Genomic DNA, 22,366 nt, shown 5'->3' with positions numbered 1-22,366 from the left:
ACGTCGCAGCGTGCGGGGTGGGCAGGCGCCCCGTGCCCCGGCCGGGGCGGAGGGCCGGGGCACGCGCCCGCGCGTCCTCAGTGTTCGAGCTCCAGGGCCCGCAGAGCGAGGGCCCAGCCCAGGCGGGCCTCGCCGGACTCGGCGGGCCAGCCGGTGAGTTCGGCGACGCGGCCGATGCGGTTGAGGATCGTGTTGCGGTGGCAGAAGAGGCGTGTGGCCGCGCCGGACGCCGAGCAGCCGGAGTCGAGCCAGATGCGCAACGTCTCCAGGAGCACGGGGCGTTCGACGCCGCTGCGCAGGACTCCGCCGAGGTAGCGGATCGCCAGCCTCTCGGCGATCTCCGGCTCGGCGCCGAGAGCGGCGTGCACCAGGCGCTCGTCCAGCGAGGCGACCTCGCCGCCGGTCGGCGGCAGGGTGTCCAGGGCGCGGCGGGCCAGCCGTAGCCCCTGTGCGGCGGCGGACAGCTCCTCGAAGGGCGGCGATATCCCGGCCCGGCAGACGCCCTGGGCGCGCAGCACGTCGCCGAGCGGGGCGCCGTCGCTCGCCTTGACCCGTACCAGGCCGGCGACCGTCTCCGCGCGCGGCCGCCAGAACGACCACATGCCCACGGCCTTGAGGGCGGGGCCCGGATCGGGCGGGGACGCCGGGTCATGGGCGTCCTGGGCAATGACCACGACCACGTACCGGCCGTGCCGGGGCACGCCCAGGGCGGTGGCCGCCGCGGAGGCGACGGCGGGCTCGTCGCCCCGGCCGTCCAAGAGGGCCTCGAACAGGGCGCCGCGCCGGGACGCCTCGCGGTGTTCGAGCTCCAGGGTGCGCAGCCGGTAGGCGTCCGCCATCGCGGAGGAGAACCGGTCGATGGTCTCCCACACCGCTCCTGCCATGTCTCCCACCAGGCGCTGCTGGGCGGGCGAGCGGTCCCGCATCCAGTCGGCCATCGCCTGCCACAGGACCCGCCCGCCGCGACGGTAGGCCTGGAGGACCGTGGCCAGCGGCATGCCCTGCTCGGCGCGCAGCCGTCCGTTCTCGGCGGCGACCGCCTCGAAGCGGTGATCGGTGGTGGCCATTCCGCCGAACTCGTACAGGGCCAGCTCCATGTTGCCGCGCAGGACCAGTCGCAGGTCCTCGCGTGAGACCGGGCTGCCGCTGGCGTAGCTCGTGCTGTGGGCGCAGATGTCGGCCGCCAGTCTGTCGACGAGCCCCTCGATGTCGTCGATCAGTGTCACGGCCAGCTCATGGCGCAGCGCCAGCTCCTCGTCCATGGCCGAAGGATAAGCACGCGCGGCGGTGGCTGAAATCGTGCGACTGCCCACGCCGCGCGACGGGGCGGTGGGCAGTTGCACAGCGGGCGCGGTCAGTCGGCGATCGCCGGGACCCGGCCCGGCAGTTTCTCGTCCTCGCGGCCGACGGTGTGCTTGAGCAGGCAGGCCAGGGCGATGCCGGCCAGGCCGGCGACGAGGATGAAGACGAACGGGGTGTGGTCGCTGCCGGTGCGGTCCTCGATGAGGCCGAAGACCATGGGGCCGAAGAAGCCGCCGAGCAGTCCGACGGTGTTGATGAAGGCCAGTCCCACGGCGGCCATCAGACCCGACATCCGCGACATCGCCACGGACCAGAACAGCGGCAGCGTGCCGGTCAGGAAGAAGTTGGCGACGAAGAGCAGCGCATAGCGGGCCCCCGCGGACCCGGCGGGCAGATAGGCGCCCATGGCCGCGGTCCCGGCGACGGCACAGAGCACGATCAGCCCGGTGTCGTTGCCGATGCGGCCGTGCAGCCAGGGGAAGAACAGCACCCCGGCGAGGATGGCCACGCCCATGCTGCCGGTGACGAGCCCGATCGTCATCGAGCCCTTGACGCCGAGGCCTTCCACGATGGACGGCAGATTGAAGCCGACGGCGGAGGCGACGAGCTGGTTGACGAAGTACGTGCCGGCCAGCAGCAGTACCACCGGGCGCCCGAAGGCCGACCCGAGGTTGCCGCGCAGCCGGTGCGGCGAGGGCTCGCCGCCTGCGGCGGCGTGCTCCGACAGGGCGGCGGCCTCCTCGGGCGAGAGCCACCGGGCATCCTGCGGGCGGCTGGGCAGCGCGACCCAGACCAGGGCGCCGACGGCGACCGTCACCAGGCCCTCGACCAGGAACATCCACTGCCATCCCTGGAGTCCGGCGACGCCGTCGAGGGTCATGAGCCCACCGCCGGCCGGGGCGCCCAGGATGGTCGCTGCCGCGGGCGCGGTGTAGATGAGGCCGACGACGGTGACGCGGTGCCGCTGGGAGAACCAGAGCGTGACCGTGTACATCAGGGCCGGATACAGACCGGCCTCGGCGGCGCCGAGGGCGAACCGCAGGGCATAGAAGGACCTCTCGCCCTCGACGAACATCATGGCGGCCGAGACCAGACCCCAGGTCACCGCGATGCGCGCGATCCAGGCGCGGGCGCCCACCCGGTACAGCACCAGATTGCTGGGGACCTCCAGGAGTGCGTAACTGACGAAGAAGACGCCCGCGCCGAGCCCGTACGCGGCGGCGCTGACGCCGATGTCGGCTTCCAGCTGCGTCTTGGCCAGTGCGACGTTCGTGCGGTCCACGTACGACATGAAGTACGCCAGACCGAGCAGGGGCAGCAGCCGACGCATTGCCCTGCGGGTCGCGGTCGCGTGGACCACTTCGGAGGGAGTGGGCATGGGAGTCCTTCCCGCGGGCGCGGGTGCGCGCAGCAGGCCGTGGTGGAGGGGGAGCGGACCGCACCGCACCGCTCAGCGGTTGCGGGGGCGCGTTGCTCGTGGACGTTCAGCTTCGGTGACGGGCGCGCGACCCTGCCATGTGCAGACGCCCACCATGCACGGCATGCGGCTGGGCACCGGCCCGCCGCCGTCGGCACAGGAAGGGGTCAGAACGGTGTTCCCGGATACCGGCGGCGCAGCGCGTCGACGTGGGGCCGGAGGAACTGGCCGGGACACTCGGTGCGATTCACCGTTCCCGCCTGCTTCTTGCGCTCCTGATGGGACCAGACGCTGCGGCAGCCGAATCGGACGGCCAGGACGTCCACGAGGTCGTCGAGGCTCTGGAGCTGTGCGGGCGTCGCGGCGCCGTCGTAGCGGATCCACCCGTTCTCCGGGCGCCGTTCGAAGTCACCGGTCAGCAGGATGCCCAGATTGGCGGCGTTGAAGAGTTCCGAGTGGTCGCCCTCGATGCCCAGCGGCCGGCCCTCGTAGATGGTGCCGGTGCCGTCGATGACGTAGTGGTAGCCGATGTCGGACTTGCTCCTGGCGATCTGGTCCCGCTGGACCTCGCGCACGCCCTCGGGCGTGAACGTCATGGGGTCGGCCGAGTGATGGACGGTGATCCAGCGGTAGACGGAGGCGAGAGGCCGGTTCTCGCTCAGCGGCACGGGGGCGTCGCGGTAGGGCGGCGGCGCGGACGGCCCGGACGCGGCCTGATGGAACTCCCAGGCCCGCAGCGGGGGTTCGATGCGCAGGGGGGCCGCTCCCCAGGTGGTCCGGCCGACGATCGACACGGACAGCGGGCCCCGGGGTGTGGCGGCCCACAGCTCGTAGTCGCCGCGCGCCGGGTGCAGGAAGCGTGACTCGTCCCAGCAGGCGGCCACGGTGCCGTGCGCGGTCTGGATCGGCCGGGTGCCGCAGGACCTCAGGTCCAAAGGAGTGCGCTCCGGGCGCTGCCCCGCGACCGGAGCGGTGAACCGGCCGATGTCGTCGAGGACGGTGGTGCGCAGATCCGACAGGTCGTAGCCGTCGTGGGGGCAGGCCAGGGAGAGGGGAGGCGGCTCCACGACCCTGATCGCCGCGTCGCACCGCGGGCAGACGAGGACGAGCACCTCGCGGGCCACCAGCTCCGTCGTCGTGCCGGGCGGGAGCCGGTGGTGGAAACCGGGATCGGGCGGCGTGCGGCCGGGCCGCAGTTCGGCCACGGCCAGGGGGGTGGTGGCATCGGCGGCGGGCACCAGCTCGTGGTCGGCGCACGCGACGGTCCAGGCCCGCGTCCCGGCGTCGGGGACCGCGACCGTGCCCAGCAGGTCGCTCGTCGCAGGGACGCCCTCGTGCCGTCCCTGCGAGGGGTGGATGAGCCGCACGGCGACGTGCGGGAGCGCGGTGCCGTCGCGGCGCAGGATCACCAGGGAGGTGTCCGCGGGCGGCGAGAGCTCGGCGGCCAGCCCCTCTTGGACGAAGTCCATCAAGTGGTGGGCGAGTTGGCGCACTTCGGGGGAGTTCGGCGCGAGGACGTCGCCGGCGCGGTCGCGCACCCGCTCGTACGCGCCGCCGAGCGCGAAGCGCAGGAAGTCCTCGGCGAAGGCGACGATCTGTCCGGCGACGAAGTCGACCGCGGCGGGGGCGAAGCGAGGCGCCCCGAAGCCGGGTGCCAGGGGCAGCGCCGGAGCCCCGGACCGGGTCTTGGTCGCGGCGACGAAGGCGGTGCACCGCCGGGTCACCGCGTCGCCGTAGTACGCGCGCAGCTGGGTCGCCAACGAGACGTGCGGGTCGTACGACGCGCCGAGATTCACCCCGTCGATGTCGCCGAGGAGCCGGGGCAGCGAGGCGTGTCGGGCGATCCAGTGGTCCAGCGGCCGGTCCCGGTCCGTGGCGGGCGCCCCGGGGGCGTGGCGGGCACGGACGTAGGCCGCCAGCGCGAGCCCCAGGTCGCCGCTCCAGGTGAGGGCGAGATCGGCCCGCGGGTCGGGGAACAGGGGGCCGGGTGTCTGCCGGTCGGCTCCGTCGATGCCGGCCAGCACCTGGGCGAGGTCGAGCTGTTCGAAGCCGTGCTGGACCCGCAGCAGCGCGGCGAGGCGGGCGGCGAGGGGGCCGCGCGGCGCTTGAGGGGGGCTCGCACTCCAACCGAAGGGCGGGATGTTCCGCCGGTTGTTGACCATCCGCTGCCGGTACAGGACCAGCCCGGGCTCCGCCCGCAGCTTGCGCACGGAGGTGAGGTACTCAAGGCGGGTGCGGCCCGCGGGGCGTTGGTTCTCGCCCTCCTCGGCCAGGTCGAGGAAGGCGTCGAGCGTCGCCGTCTCCAACCGCACCCGCTGCTCGGCGACCACACGCCGGGGCGTGCCGACCAGGACCCGGTAGTCGAGATGGCGAGGGGGCGGCAGATCCGTCCGCAGGTGGACGCGGGTCTCCTGCCGGAAGTAGCCGGCCGCCGTGGCGGGCAGCACCCAGGAGGTCTCCCCGGTGAGATGGCCCCGGTCCACGTCGACCGCCACCCGGAAGGCGCCGGTGCCCCGGCCGTCCACGGTCACGCGGCCGATCGTCACCAGCGTGAAGTCGGCGGACAGGGGCTCGACGAGGAGCGCGGGAAGGTCGCCGCAGGGCAGGCCTTCCCGCAGCGGCGGGTCGCCGGGGTGCGGGGCGAGCGGCTGGATCAGCACCTGGTGGATGTGGACGACGAGCCGAGGCGGCCGGGCCGGGAGCTGCCCGAGGGACGCCGCCGAGAGCCGGGCGAGCGCGGTACTCATCGCGCACCTGCGTCATCGGGCGATTCCCGCGCGCCCGGGGCGAGGCGCAGATAGCCCTCCTGGGCGCGGGCCGGGACCTCGGGCAGCAAGGCTTGCCGGCTCGCCGCCACGACGGGGTCGTCCTGCCAGGTCAGGGGTGCGGTGCGGCGGGTCCACAGCCGTTCGCCGTCCGGCGCGGGAAGGAGCGGCATACGGATGGTGGCCGGATCGACCAGGACGGGGCCCACCCGCACCGAGGGCACCAGGCGTGCCAGGTCCTCCGCGAACCAGTCGCGCAGCAGGTCCACGCTCTTGCGCGGCAGGACCCCGCAGGTGGCGTGCACCTTGGCGGCGGGGTCCATGAGCAGGGTGAGCCGCAGCGCCCGGCCGGGCAGCAGGGACAGCGCGGAGGCGTCGGCCACCGAGGGGGTGCGGACCGGCCGCGCGGCCGTGGTGCGCCGGCCGAGGGCGGCGAAGTCGCCGCGGTGCCTGCCCGAGGGGGTGGCGACCCGGGCCACATCGGCGTGGACGGGATGGATCAGGCCGTAGTCGTCGTCGACGAAGTAGGCCAGCAGGCCGTCGTCGAGACGGGTGAGCGCGCCCAGCCGCACCGGGAAGGGCCGCCCGGCCAACCAGGCCCAGGCCGCGGCGCGTTGGGCGCGGTCGGCCGGGGAGAGGGCCGGGTGGTCGTCTTCCGGTTCGATGTCCAGGACCAGCCGGGCACGGACCACCGCGATCGGCCGTCCCACGAGCTGCGCGCTGTGTTCGCTGCCGGTCGAGCCGCCCGCCCCGACCGTCGTCGCGGTCGTGTCGATGAGGCGAAGCAGCGCGTCCAGCGGGGTGTCGGAGCGCGCGGCACCGGCGGCGCGCTCCCGTCCGTCGCGGTCGATCAGCCCTTGGGCCAGGCCGAGGAGGTGGCGCAGGCGCGGCCGGCCGGCGAAGGCCGCGGCTGCCGGTGCTCCCCAGGGCGCGCGGTCGCCCGGCGGGCCCTCCCAGACGACGGCGCCGGACAGCGCGTCGTGCGCGAGTTGGCCGAGCGGCCGGCCGCCGGGCGCGAAGAACTCCACCGCCCCGTCCGCGTGGTCGGCGAGCAGCCAGCCCGCCACCGGGCTCACCGCGCCGTCCTGCTGATCGACGGCCGCCTCACGCCGGTCGTCGGCGGCGTCCAGGAGGCGGAAGGACAGCGTCGCGGGCCGGTTGATGCGCGGCGGCAGCGCCAGGACGTCCCGGGCGGGGCCGCGCAGCCCCGCCCCGACATGGGCGCGCGGGGTCGCCGGATCCAGCAGGTCGACGGTCCTGCCGTACGCGTCCACGACCCGCAGTCGCCGCAGCCGCACGAATCCGGCCCGCAGCGGATGGGGCGGCCGGGTCGGTGGCGGCGGGACGCCGGGGGTGGGCGCCATGTCGTCGGTGAAGCCCAGCATGCGCTCACGCAGCCGGTCGAAGCCCGCCGACACCAGGTCGGGTAGTCCCTCCGCGGCGGCCAGGCGGCGCAGCCGGTTCTCCAGCGCGTCGTCGACCCTGCTCTCGCCGCGCAGATCGAGACGGTCCTCCTCGGCCAGGAACCGGGCGATGTCGTCGCTCAGGGTGCGGGAGGGCGCCGAGACGAGCGAGGACCTGCCCTGGAGCACGACGGCTTTGGCCCCGGAGAATCCGGCGTGGGGGTGCGGGGCGAAGTCGAGCTCGCCCAACTCCCAGTCCCCGGCGTCCGGATGGGGGTCCCACTCGATCTCCCACTCGCACCACAGCGGCACCCAGGCCTGCCGCCACAGAGTGATCCCCACCGGCGACGCGCCCGTGCCGTCCTTGAGGGACAGATGGGTCAGCGGCGCGGCGCGGCCGGGGAAGGCCAGGGACCAGACCATCATGGCGCCTTCGGCCCGCAGCCGCCGCGCGACCTCCGCGAGCGGCAGCCCATAGGTGTCGAGCCGGCCGAGCAGCTCCGAGTAGTCCGCGTACGGGTCTTCGACCGCCGCCTCGACGAGCAGCGCGTCGGCCTCGGGCGGCAGCGAGCCGTGGTCGAGGGTGCGTGCCAGCAGGTCCCTGCCATCGATGACGCCCGCCAGACGGGTGACGGTGTCCCCGGTCAGCCGGCAGGCCAGCCGCTCGCCGGGCGTACGGGCGCGGTCGTAGCCGTGCCGCAGCGAGCGGCGCAGGCCCCGCACCACCAGCACCGGGTCCTGGGGGTGGAAGCGGCGGGGCAGCGGGCGCGGCACCGGCTCGGTGCGGCGCGGGTCGGCGGGCGGTGCCACATGCTCGGGCCGGGTCCGCAGCAGGTGCAGGTCGGCGAGGGTGTCGCGGCCCGTCGTGAAGGGGCGGACACCGGCCGCCGTGTTGCTGCGGACCTGGTCCAGGGCCGGTGTGGGCGGGGTGGTGGGCCGCAGGGCGGTGAACGGGTCCCCGGTGGCCACGCGTTCCTCGCGGCTTGCCCCGGGCCGTGCGACGAAGCTCCTGGCGTGCGTGTCCTCCTCGATCCGCGCGAGTCCGTCGGGCTCGCCCAGCGCCGTGGCGAGTCCGTGCGCGAAGGCCTGGTAGAGGATCTCGGCGTCCGGTTGCGCCAGCTCACCGGCGAGCAGCGCGGCGAGCGCCTCCGCCGAGGTCGCCCCGATCGCCAGGCGCGGCGCGCCGGGTTCGGGCCGCGGGTCCTCGGCCGTGGCGGGGTCGGCGTGCACTCCGTAGACCACTCCGTGGAAGAAGCACTGCCGCGGCCACCAGGTGCGCGGGTCGCTGGCGGGTGCCTCGGCCCCGAAGAGTGCGGCGAGGGGCGCGGAGGCGGGGGGTGCGGGCGTGGCCGAGGGGCGGCCCAGCTCCGCGGCCCCGGCGGCGGAGCGTTCGGCATCGGCCCCGGCGCGCGCGAGCCGGGCGGGGTCGACCTGCCAGCCGAGCCGGTCGAGGGCGGCGTGGAAGGCGGCGGGGGTGTCGGCGGCCGCGAGCGGGTCGAGTGCGGGGCGGGAGTACCAGCCGAGCACGACGTACGCCAGCGCGGTGCGGTGCTGTGGGGGGACTGTCGACCAGTCGTCGTGGTGGGCGAACCGTTCGGCCACGTTGTCGTAGGAGGCGGCCCAGGACGGGTCTCCGCCGCAGACGGCGGTGAGCTGCTCCGGGCGCAGCAGCGGGGTGCGATAGGCGCGGGCAGCGCCCGGCCGCCACCCGTCGAGGTCGCCGCTGCCGCCCTTCTCCGCTTCCAGGACCCACGCCCGCAGGGTGCGGGGTGTGCCCGTGCAGTGGTCGAGCCGGGCCACCACCCAGCGGTCGGGCAGGGCGGGCCACACCGGCTCCGCCCCCGGTCCGTCGGCCACGGCGTGGGTCAGGGCGTCGGGCAGCGCCCAGTGCAGATGGGCGCCGGGGGGCAGCGGTGCGGCCGGGGTGAAGGGGTCGGGCGCGTGCGGCCCGGGCGCCGAGGGGTCCCGGGACAGTCCGTCGAACAGCCGCAGCCCGACGTCGGCCCTGGTCTCCGTGACCCCTTCGTGCACGACCAGGGCCTGCACGTCGACCGGCACCAGGAGCCGGGGCCCGCGCTGCAAGCCCGCCGCCCAGGAGCGGGAGGCGGCCGAGGTCAGGCCGGTGCGCGCGGTGACCGCGAACGCGGGGTGCAGGGGGAAGGCCTGGCTCATGAGGGCTCCTCGACGGCCTCGTCCGCCGGTACTTCGAACGCCTCGGCGAGGTCGTCCAGCGAGATCGACGGGCTGAACAGCGGGCCCTCTCCGGTGCCGGAGAACTCCTGCTGACAGGGGTCTTGCACGAGTTGCAGCGCCAGGCCCGCCGAGCCGTCGGCGTCGGTGTGGCCGAGGTCGGCGTGGAGTTGGCCCACGTCGACGACCCCGGCACCGGTGGCGCGGAACAGGACGGTGGTGGTGCCCGCGGGCAGCGGCGGGCGGCGCACGACGCTGAACCCGCCGCTGTCGGGTGCCTCGACCCCGAATTGCAGCCCCTGGTGCGGTTCTTCGATCAGGACACGGGTGGGCAGGCCGTCGAAGAGCGCCAACAGCACGGCGGGCGCCAGCCGTTCGATGCGCAACGGCCGCAGCGGCTCCTTTTCGGCGAAGGCCTGGGCGCGCAGCCCCGGCCAGCCGGAGACGGCCCGGGAGCGCAGCAGGAAGCCCGTGACCGTGCCGACCGGTTCCGCGTCGTAGGACAGGCCGGGCTCGGCCGCCTTGATCCACACATTGCGTTCGGCGGCGTCCACGGCCTCGCGGATGCGGGCGTGCCGGGCCACCAGGTGGGCGCGGTCCCGCGTGGTGGAGGCGCCGGCCGAGAGCGCCCCGTCCACGGCCGCGTCCGTCCAGTTGCGGTCGAGGAAGAAGAACCGCGCGGATTCCAGCGGCAGCAGCCGTTCGTCGGTGACGAGGTAGGTGAAGGGGACCCCTTCCAGCAGGCGCAGCCGGGCCAGCCAGTCGAGGACGTCGTCCGGGGGCGGCTGTGCCGCGCTCACCTTGCCTGCGGCAGCGGTGAGCACCTGCTCGACGGCGGCCTCGGAGCGGTAGCGGATGCTCATGGGTAGAGCTCCTCCAGCGTGGTGGGCGCGTGGTGCGGGTCGAACAGCGTGGCGTCCGGGTCGAGTCCCGCCTGCCGGGCGATCGCGCGCACCCGCTCGCGCAAGGCGTCGCGGAGCGGGTCGAGGTGAGCGGGGTTCTGCCGCAGCCCGTCGAAGGACTGCTCCAGCGGCGCGGCGGGCGGTGCGGGTGTGGGGTCGGTGCTCACCGGCAGGTCCCCGAGGATGTGCCGTACGACGTCGCGGGGCAGTCCTGTGCCGGAGGCGATGAGATCGGTCGGGAAGTGCGGCAGCGCCCACACCGCGTCGGACTGCGGGACCGGAGCGCCCAGCGGCTCGCGGCCGTCGACGAGCGTGCCGATCAGGGCCAGCCCCAGCCCTTGGCCGACCGTGAGGCGGGTGAGCCCCAAGTCCCGTACTTCCGGCAGCAGGTCGAGGGCGGCGGCGGTGAGGTCGAGCGCCAGGGTCCGCCGGCGCCAGTCGCGCAGCGAGGCCAAGAAGCGCGGCGAAGACAGCGCGAGCAGCCGGCCGACCTCGTGCGCGGCGGCCAGGGAGAGGTCCTCCAGGCCGTCGGTGGCCACGGCCCGGCCTTGGTCGGCCGTCAGACAAGGGGTGCCGGCGGCGCTGCGCGGCACCTCACGCGGCGTCAGCGGCCCGCGGTACCAGGCGGCGGTCTCCTCGCCGCGCCGGGTGGTGTGCCCGATGACGGTGTGCCCGCTGGGGGCGACGGCCGGGCAGTTGTTCCGCACGGTGCCCAGCGCCCCTACGTGGAGGCCCTGCATGAGGGAGCCGAAGTCGCCGGGCTCCGGTGCGCAGTGAAACCGCCAGTGGGTCAGGACGGGGAAGCTGACGGCCGGGCCACCGGGCGCGGCCTGCGCGCCGCCGGGGCTGCCGTCCGGAGCGCCGGTGGCGGTGGGCAGTTCGGCGAGCCGGCCCTCCAGGGAGACCAGACACGCCCGGTGGGCGAGGCCGGGGCGCGGCAGCCGGGCGCAGACGACCACCGCCAGGAATCCGTCGTCGTCCCCGAGGGAGAGCTCCGAGTCGCCGAGCGACACCTCGCGCACGTGACACAGCAGTTCCAGCTCGTCGGGGCGCGGGAACAGGGCGTGGACGACGTCGCGGGTGGTGTCCAGGCGGTCGCAGGTGCCCGAGGCCGCGGTGATGCCGAGCGTGCCGTGCAGGGCGGCGGGCACCGCGGTGCTCACCGGCTGGGCGGTGACGAGACTGCCCTCGCCCTCGGTGAGCAGGACGAGCGCGAGCCACGGCCGGCGCCGCGGATCGGCCTCGACGGCCAGCCGCTCCCAGGGCAGGGTGCGGCGGCGCAGGGCGACCTGGGCGAAGCGGGTGTCGAAGGCGCCGACCGCCTCCGGCGGCGGGAACACGCTGCGCACCTCGCCGGGAGCCAGGGCGAACTGCGGTGCGGTGACCAGCGTGTGGCGTTCCACCGGGGTGATGGGGCCGCCTCGGTCGACCGTCTGCGTCATGCGCACCCGGTGCGGTCCCGCCGTCACCGGCGGGCGGGCGAAGCCGTGCAGTCGGTACTGGCCCGGGCCCAGCTCGCTCATCGCGCCCCTCCGATCCAGGTCACGGCCGACTGCCCCGGGCCTTCGCCCGCCAGATCGCCCGCGAGGGCGGTCAGGCCGTGCCCGAGGATCGCGCGCGCCACCCGCTCCACGGGCTGCGCGCTGCCCAGCACCCCGGCGGGCCGCCACGGTGGTGCGTATCCGGTCGTGACCGACACGGAGGCTCCGCCCCGTGGCGTCACCGGGTAGAGCAGCAGGCTCTGCCCGCCCTGCTCGACGGCGAGGGGCGGCGTCATCTCGCCGGCGCCGCGCGCCCGTTCGGCGCCGTCGAGCCCCAGCAGCAGCCCGTCGGTCTCCTTGACGGGTGCCGAGGCCGCCAGTACGAGGACGACGCAGCGGGTGGTGGCGGGCAGGTCGGTGGTGAGCAGGCCTTGTGGCCCCAGCAGGTCGGATCCCGTCACCAGGGCGACCCGTGCCGGACGCAGTCCGCGCTTGGCGGCGGGCACCGGAGTGCTGACCCGGGCGCCGGGCACGAGCACGGTGCCCGGCAGCACCTGCGCGCCGCATGTGGCGGGATGCCAGCCGCAGAGTCCGGGGGGCTGTGGCCGGTTCGCCGCCGGTGTCGTGCCCAGGCCGATCAGGGCCAACAGGTGGGTGCCCCGGGGGACCGGCAGTTCCGTCGTGGCCGCCACCTCGGTGTCCAGGAGGGCTCCGCCGGCCCGGTCGAGCGCCACGACCCGCACCCGCTGGTCGCCGGTGAGGGCAAGGCGCGGTCGCTCGGTGCCCACGTCGGCGGCGGCGCGGCGCAGCCGCCACACCTGGACCTGTCCCGCGCCCAGGCGCACCGTGCCGTCCACGATGTCGCGCCGTCCCGTGCGCAGCCAGGGAGCCGAACGGTCCGCGCTCAGCAGGCCGTGCAGCACCTCGCGTTCCTCGCCGCCGCGCGCGAAGCGCCGGCCGCGGTCGCGCGCGCTCACCCCGGTGGTCGCGATGCCGCCCGCGAGCGCGGGCACGGTGTGCAGCAGGGCCGCCGTGGGCAGCGCCTGCTCCCGCGCCTCGGACAGGGTGGGCGCGGCCCGGCGCGGCCACTCCCGCGTCCGCACGGTGGTGCGCCCCGCACGCGGGAGCGGGCCGGCGGGCGGGCGCAGCGAGGCCAGGAGCACCGGCGGAGCGACGTAGGGCGGCTCGGGGTCCGGCTTGGGCGGTTGTCGCCGGGGGACGAGTGGCAGCGGTGGCAGGACCGGAGCCACCAGACCTTCCGTGATCCTGGACAGCCGGGGCGGCGAGACCCGGTCGGCGGGCAGCAGCGTCAGGGCGAAACCGCTGTGCGGGCCCGGCCTGCCGCGCAGGCACCGGCTGAACGCCGCGAGCCCCGTGCCGCGCGTCAGGAACACGGCCGTCCGCTCCAGGGTGTCCGCGCCGGACTGCGCGCGCGACCACCGCACGGCCGCCTCCATGGCGGCGGACCAGGCGCCCGCCGGATCGCGGTCCTCGCTCAGCGGCAGGGGCTTTCGCCGGCCGGGTTCCACCTGGTCGGCGGAGCCGGTGGCCAGTCCGCCGCCGAGGCGGGTGACGGCGGCGAGGACCAGCCCGGTGAACGCCTCGCGCAGCCCGCCCTCGTCCAGCTCGACGTCGTCGAACGCCCGCCACACGCCGTCGGGGACGTTGCCGCGCACGGGCGTGGCCGCCAGCGCCACCGCGTCTGCGGCGGGGGCGCCGCCCGGGTCGAGGCGGACCATCTCCACCCGGTGCTCGGAGACCACGTCCAGGAGCCCCATCGGGCCCAGGTCGAGCGCGGACCCTTTGAGGACCGCGTCCCCGGCCCGGGTGCTGGCCGTGCGCGTGGTGGTGACCAGGGTGAACTCCGGGGTGAGCCGCAGCGGATGGTCGCGGCTGCCGTCGTCGGGCGGACCGCCCGGGCTGCCCGGGTCCAGGACCACGCCGCCGGCTCGTACGGTGAGCGTCATCGTCTCGCCGTGCGGGTCACCGGCGACCAGGTACTTGTCGTGGAACGCGGCCCAGCCCAGCACCGGCGGCCTGCCGGGTGTGTCGACGGCGCCGAAGGCCACCTCGACCTTGGCCACGTCGATGTCCAGGACGGCCACCCCGCGCAGGTCCGGGCCCTGCACGAGGAGGTCCGCCGCGATCGAGAAGCCGATCGTGATCCGGATGTGGACGAACCAGATCCGGATGTCGATCTGGAGGCGGACGCTGACCGCCACGTACACGCCGACGTCGTAGAAGAAGGGGTCCCAGGAGATCAGGGCGTCCAGGCCCGCGACGAAGGACGCCTGCACGAAGCCCCCGTCGAAGGCGGCCTCCACGCGGGCGCCCGCCATGACGCAGCTGGAGGTGAGCGTGAAGTAGGACTCGCCCTTGATCGCGATGGCGTCGCTGACCCGCCAGTGGATGCCCAGGCGGGGCACGTCGGGGTAGTGGGCGGGTTTCGCGAAGCGCGGGTGGTAGCCGCCCAGGGACAGGACGAACTCGCCGGTGCGGAACCAGATCACCATGGCGAATCCGCCGCTGAGCCGGCACGAGCGGCTCAGCAGCCAGGAGTTGTCGGTCAGTTGGGCCTCGACGGACAAGACCGCCTCGCGCGAGGAGAAGCGGGCGCGCAGGGCCAGTTCGATGGAGGCGATGGGTGCCCCGGGGTTGGGCAGGCCCATCCGGGACAGCCCGAGCAGGACCACCTCGACGTCCTGGTCGAAGGCCACGGCCAGCACGGCCACGGACTCCACGACGGTGAAGCTGGTGAAGCGGACCCCGGCGGCCAGCCAGAACGCCCCGCGCCGCGGCGGGAACGTCCGGGCCATCGAGTCCAGGGCCTTCATCGGCTCGCGGACCAGCTCACTGCCCGGGTCCATGGCCGCCACGAGCGGGAACTGCCCGACGTCGGTCACCTTCGCGGGGAGTTCCAGTCCGCGGTTGAGCCCGAGTCCGGCGCCGATGCCGGTGATGAAGAAGGCGGGCGGGCCGCCGATCGGCGCGGCGATCGCGGCGATCCCGAACAGGGAGGTGTAGCGCTCGGCCGAGCCGGCGACCGGATAGGTGCCGTACGCGCCGACCGCGGTGAGCCCGAAGCCCGCCGCCTCGACCTTGAGCATGCCCGCGTACTCCACGCCGCCGTCCCGTTCGCGTTTGCGCAGCCCGCCGGCCACCTTGACGCTCGGGCCGTTGTAGCTGACGGCCAGACCGGCCAGGCCCAGGCTCCAGGTCCTTGGATCGGCCGGGGTGGCCCAGGGGATGTGGAGCGCGAGGTCGTCGACGCCGACGGCGAGACCGCCCAGCGCCACACCTCCGTCGACGAGCACGCCGACCCGCTGCACCCGGTCCTCGGCGTAGGTGACGTCGAGGCCGACCTGCGCCAGGTAGATCGGACCGAGCTGCTTCTCCACCACCAGCCACCACGGGCCCGCCCCCTCGCCCGCGCTCAGCCGCAGCGTCACGGCGCCTTGGCCCTGCTTCCACAGGGCCAGCGCCGGATGGAGGCCGGGCGCGGCCGGGGTGGCGTCGCCGCCCGCGGCATCGGGTTGGAGGACCTTCGCGGCGACCGGGTTGGTGCCGCCCTGTGCGGAGCCGAGCGGGACGGCCAGGCCCTTCAGCGCGAGGCGGGCGCCGGCGTGCCGGAACCCCGTCGTGTCGTGCGCGTACGAGCCGTGCAGCTCCAGTGCCTCGATCCGCAGCCCCTGGTCGAGCAAGGGGCCTTTCGCGCCGCCCGCGGTGAACCCGAGGCCGCGCAGCCGCAGCGCGGGTGCGAACCGCGGCTCGGGACCCGGCAGGGTGTCCGGCAGGCTGCCGAGCCACAGCTCCACGTGCGGGGTGCCCGCACCGGCGGCCGCCGGCCGTGCGGAGTTGGCGGCGGGCGGCTCCCAGGTGGCGTCCGCCGAGAGCGCGATGGCGACCTCCCCCAACTCCAGCAGGGGATAGGGCGTTTGCACGAGTTCGAGGCCCAGCCCGTACCGGCTTCGCCCTTGCCCCTCGGCGGTCCTCAGGAGCCGCAGCCGCACCGGCCCGAGCTGAGGCGTCACCGCCAGCAGGAACCCCGCCAGCGCGCTCAGTACCCGGGGGGTCGGCACGTCGAGAAACCCGTCGGCCAGCCGCCAGGGCGCATCAAGGGGACTGCCGGTGCCGGTCAGGACCTGCGCGGCGTGCAGGATCTCCCCCACCGTGTCCGTGTCGTCGTCACCCACCCGCGTCCTGAGCAGCTCGGCGACCGGGGCCGGAGTGAGCGCCAGATCGGCGGCCAGGGGGACGACGATGCGGCGCATCAACTTGGGTACGGCCGCCGCGACATCGCCGGAGTCGTCGTCGCCTCGCCGGTGCAGGAGCAGCGGGCGGCCCGGCAGCCGCACGACCAGCGCCTCGCGGTCCGCCGCTCCGGCCGGATCGAGCCACAGGCCCGCTTCGACCCGGGCGTCGGCACCGCTCAGGGCCAGGCGCATGAACGGCATGAGGTCGACCGGGCCCGGCAGGAGGGCGTCGGGATCGACGACGGACCACGCCACCTGGCAGGGGCCCAGCCCGGCCGTCGTGGCCGCGAACGACACGGCCACGTCCGTACCGGGCACGGGATGCAGAGCGGCCGCGGTGACGGTCAGGCGCGGTGCGCCGCCGGGCGCCGCGTCGACGTCGACGGTGAGGCGGCCACCGGGGCTGCGCCACAAAACGGGCGGCTGCGCGGCTGGATCTCCGAGCAGGGCGCGTGCGAGCTGCTTCAAGGCGCCCGTCACCGCGGCCGGTTGCCGCCGGAAGCGCGCGCCCAGCTCCTCGGCGGGAGCGGACGCGAACAGTGTCAACTGGTCGATCGAGGCCGACCCGTCGTCTGCGGTCAGTTCCAGCGCCGACAGGAGCGCGGCGAGCGCCGCGCCGATGCGAGCCAGCCGCTGATCGCCCGGATCGCCGGGCCCGGCCAGATCCCGCAGCGCGTCCAGGAGCATCGGCAGCGCGTAGCGGGCCGCCTGTTCACCGAGCTGCGTGAGCGCGCCGAGCCCTGGCGTCAGCGGGTACAGCGGGATGTCGATCCTGGGTGCCCCGGCCCGCGGCGTGAGCAGGGCGGACACCCGCACCTCGGGCCCGGCTCCCACCTCCAGGCCGACGGCGAGCCCGCCGGGCCCGGACCGCTCGGCGGACCATGTCAGCCCGGCGGTGACCACGGGCCCCGGCCGCACCCGCCAGCGCACCGCGGACTTGAGGGCGGAGGGCCCGTCCCCGCCGCCGCCCAGCCGCACGGTGAACTCCAGGTCCGCGCCGTCCTCGACGACCTCCAGGGCGCCACGCCCGGGCAACGGCAGGGTGTTCAACCCGCCCGGTATGCCCATCAGTTGGGCCACGGCATCCAGCAGCCGGGCCACCCGCCCCGGCGCGAGCCGGAAGGGCTCGCCCACCGCACGGTCGGCGCCCAGAACCTCCGAGAGCTGCCGCACCGGTGCGACGAGGAGAGGAAGGGGCGAGCGGATCGACGCCGGGGCCTGGGGGCGCCGCGGATCGGGCTCCAAAAGGCCGAGCAGCTGAAGCAGCGGGTCGAGGACGATGCCGCTGGTACGCAGGGACTGAAGGCCCCAGCGCACGACCTCACCGCCGGTGGTCAGCATCAGCAGCCGGGCGAGCGCCGGCAGGTCGGGTTCCGGGAGAAGGGCGGCCTCGGCGGCTGCGGAGCGCAGCTTCACGGTGAGGACCGGGGTGTGCCGGGGAGCGGCGACGAGGGTGCCGTGCAGGGTGGCGGTGCCGAAGAGCGGCAGCCCGCGTTCCGGCGTCCCGACGGAGAGCAGGCCATCGGGGCCGATGTCGGCGACGAGACCACCGGGAAGGAGCGGCGGTGCGCCGCCGTCCGGCAGTCCGGTAAGGCGCCGCAGCGCGCCGAGCACCACGGGATCCGACCACAGATTCCGCGCCGCTCCCGCGGGATCGGCGACCAGGCGCTCCAGGGCGTCCGGCCGGATCTCCACCCGCTCGCCGGCCGTCAGGACGGCCACGTCGGCGTGGACGAGGAGGTCCACCAGAGCGCGGACGGGCCCGGCGGACGGGCGTGGCGACAGCTGGTCCGCCAACAGTCCCAGCAGTCGACGGGCCGCTGCGTCCAGCGTGCCCGGGGTGATGGCCAGCGGGCCGTACAGTACGCCGTCGAGCGCCGCGTCATGGAGCACGGCCGACACCGAGGAGTCCGCGAGGCGCGGTCCGACGGCGAGCAGCAGTTCCGCGCCCCGCAGCCTGGGGGGTGGCCCCGCTGGTGACCCGAGCTGCGGTGCTCCCTCGACGAGCCAGCCGCCGGGCCGCCGCAGCGTCAGCCGCACCCGAAGCCGGGGCGTGGTCCGCACCGCTTCGTCCCGGGCGGCCGACAGCGCCAAGCGGCCCGCGTCCAGGCGCAGTTCACTGGCGCAGGCGAGGCCTGAGGCGGTGGCCGTCTCGGTGCGCAAGCTCAGGCCGACGCCGAGATGAGTGGCGCGGGCACGGCTGCGCGCGGCCCCGCCGCCGGGCAACCGGCGACGCACCTGCGCGGCCACCTCGGCGACGAGGGCGGTGAGCGCGCCGTGCAGGTCGTCGCGGGTGAACTGCGTGACAACGTTCAACAGGGGAGCGGGCGCCTGCGAGGGCAGCGCCAGCGGCGTGAAGGCCGACACCGGAAACGGCACGGAACGCCGGCCTACGGGCGCGTCACCGCTCACGGCCGCCCAGGTGGCCAGCACTTCGGTCAGCGGCGCCGCACCGGCAGGGATCCCCGCGGGCAACAGGCCCACCAGCGACTGCACCAGCCGGAAGGCGTCGCGTACACCCGGCTGTTCCAGTTTGTCGACGGGGGCGGGCCGTGCGGTGTCGGACAGCGCCCCGCCCAGCGTGACGAGGTGCGCGAGGCCGCCTTCCGCCCAGATCCGGGCGGCGGCCCGGGCCGCCAAGGAGTGCGCCACCAGCACGAGGGGAGCCCCGGCCAGGCGCCGGAGTTCGGCCACGGCGCGGCGCAAGCGCGCCGTTGCCTCCTGCGTCGGTGAAAGCAGCACGAACCACGGGCCGTGCGCGGCCACCGCCCCGAGATCGAAGGACTCGGCGGCCAGGCCGGGTGTCCGCAGATCGATCAGACGCAGCCCGGGCGCCGCCGGCTGGCCGGGCCACGGCCGTACGCCGGGCAGATCGGTGGAGACGTACACCGTGCGGGAGGGGTCCGCGGCGGGCAGGTGGTCGGTCAGCTTGTACGTCTCCGGGGCGTGGAGATGGCCGTGCGGCACCGCGGTGGGGGCGAGCGTCGCGCCGGGGATCACCTGTGCGGAGGCGGGCAGCAGTCCGTCGCTGCCCGCGGCGTGCTCCAGGAGTGACTCCAGGTTGGCCGTGAACTCCGTGCGCCCGTCCAGGAGGTCGGCCAGGGAGCTGTCGAAGCGGGCGGCGCCTGCCAGGACCGCCATCAGCCGGTCGATGCCGGGCAGGGGAGCCGTGCCCTCCAGCGCCGCGTTCAGATCGGCGGGGACGAGCTCGTCAAGCACGCCGCCCAGACCCTGGAGACCGGGCCCGTCCGGATCGAGCCAGAGGAGGAGTTCGGGCCCCAGGGCTGCCGCCGAGGCCGCTTCGCGGGGGCCTGAGGGTGTGGCGCGCACCGAAGCCGGTTGGTTCCGGGCGGTGCCGAGCGGCAGCCGCCAGGGCCGGTCGTGCGTGCCGTCGCCCGCGACCGCCACGTCCCGTACTGGGTCCGGCCCGCCCCGGGCCAGCAGCTCACGCGCCAACGCCATGGCGCCCAGACTGCGATCGGTCGCGCCACCGCCCGCCAGAATCTCCCCGAGCCAGGACCGCAGCGCCGCCACCGGATCGGCGATCAGATCCGCGGGCGGCAGCGGCGGCCAGTCGGCGAGCAGCTCGCCCACGTCGAGCCCCGAGTCCTCCTCGCCGGGCACCCGCAGCCGCCCTGATGCGGGCAGCCACCCCAGCAGGGCGGCGAGCAGCTGCCGCGGATCGAGACCGTCGGGCGGGGACGTACGCAGCAGGGCGAGTCCGGCCAGCCGCGTGAGCGCGGGCCACAGCGGGGATCCGGGAGCGGGCAGTGACGGCTCGACGCCGGTGGCCAGTTCGAGGGGATCGGGAAGTGCCACCTCGTCCTCGCCGACCACGACCGAGGCCCGGGACACCCGCGCCCGGGCCGCCCATCCGGCGCCCTGCCGCCATCCGCCGGCCAGCAGGAAAGAGGCCGCCTTGAGCCGCACGGGCCCCGCCTCGAACAGAAGGTCGTCGCCCCACACCAGCCGCAGCTCGGCGGTGCTCAGCGCGGCCACGGACGGCGGGTCCACCAAGGGCAGCGTCAGCCGCACGGCCTCCAGGACGGCGGACACCCGCACCGTTCCACCCGCGACGGGCAGCGCGGTCGCCTCCATCCGCACTCCGGCCATCAGCCGTGGAACGCCCCCGGCCGCGTCCTGCCACAGCAGCACCGAGATGCGGACGGGCAGCTCCGGCGCGCCCACGGGGATCACCCAGGGATCGGCGTCGCTGCCCTCACCGGGCGGGGCGGGGGCCCGCAGAAGAACGGCCACCTGCCGCGCGACGGCGCCCCAGCGGCCCGGAGCGTCGGCGAGGACCCGCCCGTGATAGCGCAGCAGCGCGATCGCCGGATCGCCGACGAGCTCGGTGAGGGGCGGCAGTTCCACCGGCCAGTCGTCGGCCGGTGCGCGCAGGGCCAGCAGGACCAGCAGCGCCGAGGCGCGCGCGGTCCCGCCGTCCTCGTCGTCGGAGAACAGCCTTTCCAGGGCGTCCGTCAGTGCGTCCACGCCCACTTGAGCGGCCGCCGCGGCCAGCGCTTCCACGCTCGACAGGTCCAGACGCGCGTACGGGTGCCCGTCCAGGACGACGTCGGACGCTTCCAGGACCAGCCGCACCGCACGCTCGGCGCCGGCCGAGAAACCGGCCGCCAGGCTGCCCACCATCACATCGGGCGGGTGGGGGAGGGCAGGGCGGCGCACCAGGGGCCCTTCGGCGCCGGACACCTCCACGTGGACGCGGACGTCGGGCAGCCAGCGCACGTGAGCCTGACCGCCCAGCCGCACGGCCAGCAGATCCGCCGCCGCGTGCACCGACGCCGCTTGCGCCAGGTCGGCTCCGGCGGTCAGCCCCAGCCGGAACTCCAGCCCGTCGTCGCCCGCCTGGGCGACGAGCCGTACACAGACCCGCACGTCGGGCAGAGGGCTGAGGCACAGCAGATAGGGCGAGGCCGTGGTGCCCGCGCCCCGCACCGCGATGTCCGGGGCGAGCCCGATCAGCTCGGCGAGCGTCTCCAGCCACGCCCGGGCCGCGGCGGGCGGCACCGGCCCGCCCGGCTTGGGCAGGAACACCGCGCGCACCCAGTCGGCGAGCACCAGCGGCCCGGAGCCGGGCAGTTCGGCCAGGGGCAGCGGCGGGATGACGGAGGTGTCCCCCAGTCCGAACAGCGTGAGCAGGTGCCACAGCCGGTCGGCGCTGTCGGGGTCGACCGCTCCCCGGGAGCGCAGCAGATGGGTCAGCAGGTCGGTGAGCAGGGAAATGAGCTCGCCCGACTCGCCGGGAAGCGACCCGTCGTCGATGTCCAGGTCACGTGGAGGCCTGCCCGGGACGCGCAGTCCCGTCAGAGCGATCCGCAGCCGCGGACGCCGGTCGGCGGATGTGGGCACGTCGGCTCCCACCCGCAGGCCGTCAAGGCCGACCTCGCTCGGCGCGGGAGGCAGGCCGAGGTTCACCGCGACCCGGATGTCGCCCTCCGCCGTGCCCAGCAGGAACCGCGCACCGGTGGGGCCGGTCCCCAGGACCGGTACGACGAGGGAGGCGGCGCACTGCACCTCGCTGACCCGCAGCGTGGCGCGGGCGGCGAGCGACAGCGCCACCGCGTCGCCGGAGGCGTCCACCACGAGGAACAGGCGACCGGCGCCGGTGTCGCTGCCCGTGGGCAGCGGGATCCAGGTCCTGCCGGGATCCGCACCCTCCGTCTCCAGGGCGGCGTTCTTCGCGTCGCCGAGCAGCTCGGTGGCGAGCTTCAGCGCGGCCGCGCGCCGTACCGGGTCGCCGAGCACGCCGGACAACTGCTGGGCGGGATCCTCGAAGAAGGCCGCGTCGATCTCCAGGCCGGCGTCCGGGCCGCCTTCCGGGTCGCCCTTGAGCACTCCGAGCGCGACGGCGAGGTGGATCAGTTCCGCGGGCAGGCTCGGGAGGGTCATCGTCGCCGCCTCGGAGAGTCGATGGCGTGCTGGGCCTGGGGTACGACGGTGAGGAGACCGGCGGAGGCGTGCACGGCCCCGGGAAGGAGCGGTCGGCAGTGCTGGTCCTCACCGGCCAGCGACGCCACGTACCGGCACACGGCGAGCAAGGCCTGCCAGCCGGCGGCCACGGCGCTCTCGCCCCAGACGTCCACCAGCAGCTCGGGCCCGCGCGCGGTGGTCTCGGCCGCCACGACCAGGCCGGCCGGCGCCTCGCGGGTGCCCACGGCCATGGGGACGACGAGCTCCACCTGTTCCGTGGCGCCGCCGGAGATCTGGTCGCACTGCGTGCGCAGTCCGACCAGGACGATGCCGTCCAGGAGCGCCGTGCGGCTTTCCTGATGGTGGACGGCCAGTTCGCTGTCCAGGGTCTGCCAGACGAACCACCCGTACCGGCTCTCGCCCCGGGCCAGCGCGGCACGGAACAGACACTGGAAGAGGACGTCCCGGATCTCCAGGGCGGGCGCGGGCCACCCGGGCGCCCACCCGCCCGCGGGCCGTGCGCCGCCCGCCTCGCCCCGCAGCCGCTCAAGGTCGTCGCGGCACTCTCCGGACAGCGGGGCCTGCTCCAGGTCGCCGTACGACCAGCTGTCCCACTCGGCCCACTGGGGGCCGGACCGGGCCGCGGCCGGCACATGAGGGAGCGTCATGACGGACCTCTCCGGAAGACCGGAAAAGGCAAGGACCGTGCCGGTGCTCCCTTGGTC

General features: G+C 75.3%; 8 protein-coding genes. All 8 read right to left on the bottom strand.

Translation table 11 applies throughout. From position 1 onward, the window contains the following. Window positions 1-77 precede the first annotated feature (77 nt). The 8 genes from QBL25_RS02665 to QBL25_RS02630 all read right to left on the bottom strand — a co-directional run bounded on the left by QBL25_RS02665 (window position 78) and on the right by QBL25_RS02630 (window position 22,309). On the bottom strand, window positions 78-1,262 hold the full coding sequence (locus tag QBL25_RS02665) for a PucR family transcriptional regulator (protein ID WP_409055321.1): 1,185 nt from the start codon (window positions 1,260-1,262) through the stop codon (window positions 78-80). Window positions 1,263-1,354: 92 nt separating this feature from the next. Then, window positions 1,355-2,680 carry an MFS transporter gene (locus tag QBL25_RS02660; RefSeq protein WP_409055320.1) on the bottom strand — a complete coding sequence of 442 codons (1,326 nt, stop codon included), beginning with the start codon at window positions 2,678-2,680 and terminating at the stop codon, window positions 1,355-1,357. Window positions 2,681-2,886: 206 nt separating this feature from the next. Beyond that, window positions 2,887-5,466: a peptidoglycan recognition family protein gene (locus tag QBL25_RS02655; RefSeq protein ID WP_409055319.1), complete on the bottom strand. Its 2,580-nt coding sequence runs from the start codon at window positions 5,464-5,466 to the stop codon at window positions 2,887-2,889. After that, window positions 5,463-9,059 (bottom strand): hypothetical protein, encoded by a 3,597-nt coding sequence (locus QBL25_RS02650; protein ID WP_409055318.1) that lies wholly within the window; start codon window positions 9,057-9,059, stop codon window positions 5,463-5,465. The genes QBL25_RS02655 and QBL25_RS02650 overlap by 4 nt, the downstream gene beginning before the upstream one ends. Then, entirely contained in the window at window positions 9,056-9,940 is an 885-nt protein-coding gene (locus QBL25_RS02645) for a hypothetical protein (RefSeq protein ID WP_409055317.1), read from the bottom strand. Before QBL25_RS02645 ends, QBL25_RS02650 begins: the two co-directional genes overlap by 4 nt. Beyond that, complete coding sequence (locus QBL25_RS02640; RefSeq protein ID WP_409055316.1) at window positions 9,937-11,502, bottom strand: hypothetical protein; 1,566 nt, start codon at window positions 11,500-11,502, stop codon at window positions 9,937-9,939. Before QBL25_RS02640 ends, QBL25_RS02645 begins: the two co-directional genes overlap by 4 nt. Next, complete coding sequence (locus tag QBL25_RS02635) at window positions 11,499-21,620, bottom strand: DUF6603 domain-containing protein (protein WP_409055315.1); 10,122 nt, start codon at window positions 21,618-21,620, stop codon at window positions 11,499-11,501. The genes QBL25_RS02640 and QBL25_RS02635 overlap by 4 nt, the downstream gene beginning before the upstream one ends. Continuing rightward, window positions 21,617-22,309, bottom strand: a complete 693-nt coding sequence (locus tag QBL25_RS02630; RefSeq protein ID WP_409055314.1) for a hypothetical protein — start codon at window positions 22,307-22,309, stop codon at window positions 21,617-21,619. Before QBL25_RS02630 ends, QBL25_RS02635 begins: the two co-directional genes overlap by 4 nt. Between the last annotated feature and the right edge of the window lie 57 nt (window positions 22,310-22,366).

The organism is Streptomyces sp. SYP-A7185, assembly GCF_046103685.1.
Classification (GTDB): Bacteria; Actinomycetota; Actinomycetes; order Streptomycetales; family Streptomycetaceae; genus Streptomyces.
The sequence above is the reverse complement of the archived record's forward strand: the minus strand, read 5'-3'. Positions and strand labels throughout refer to the sequence as shown.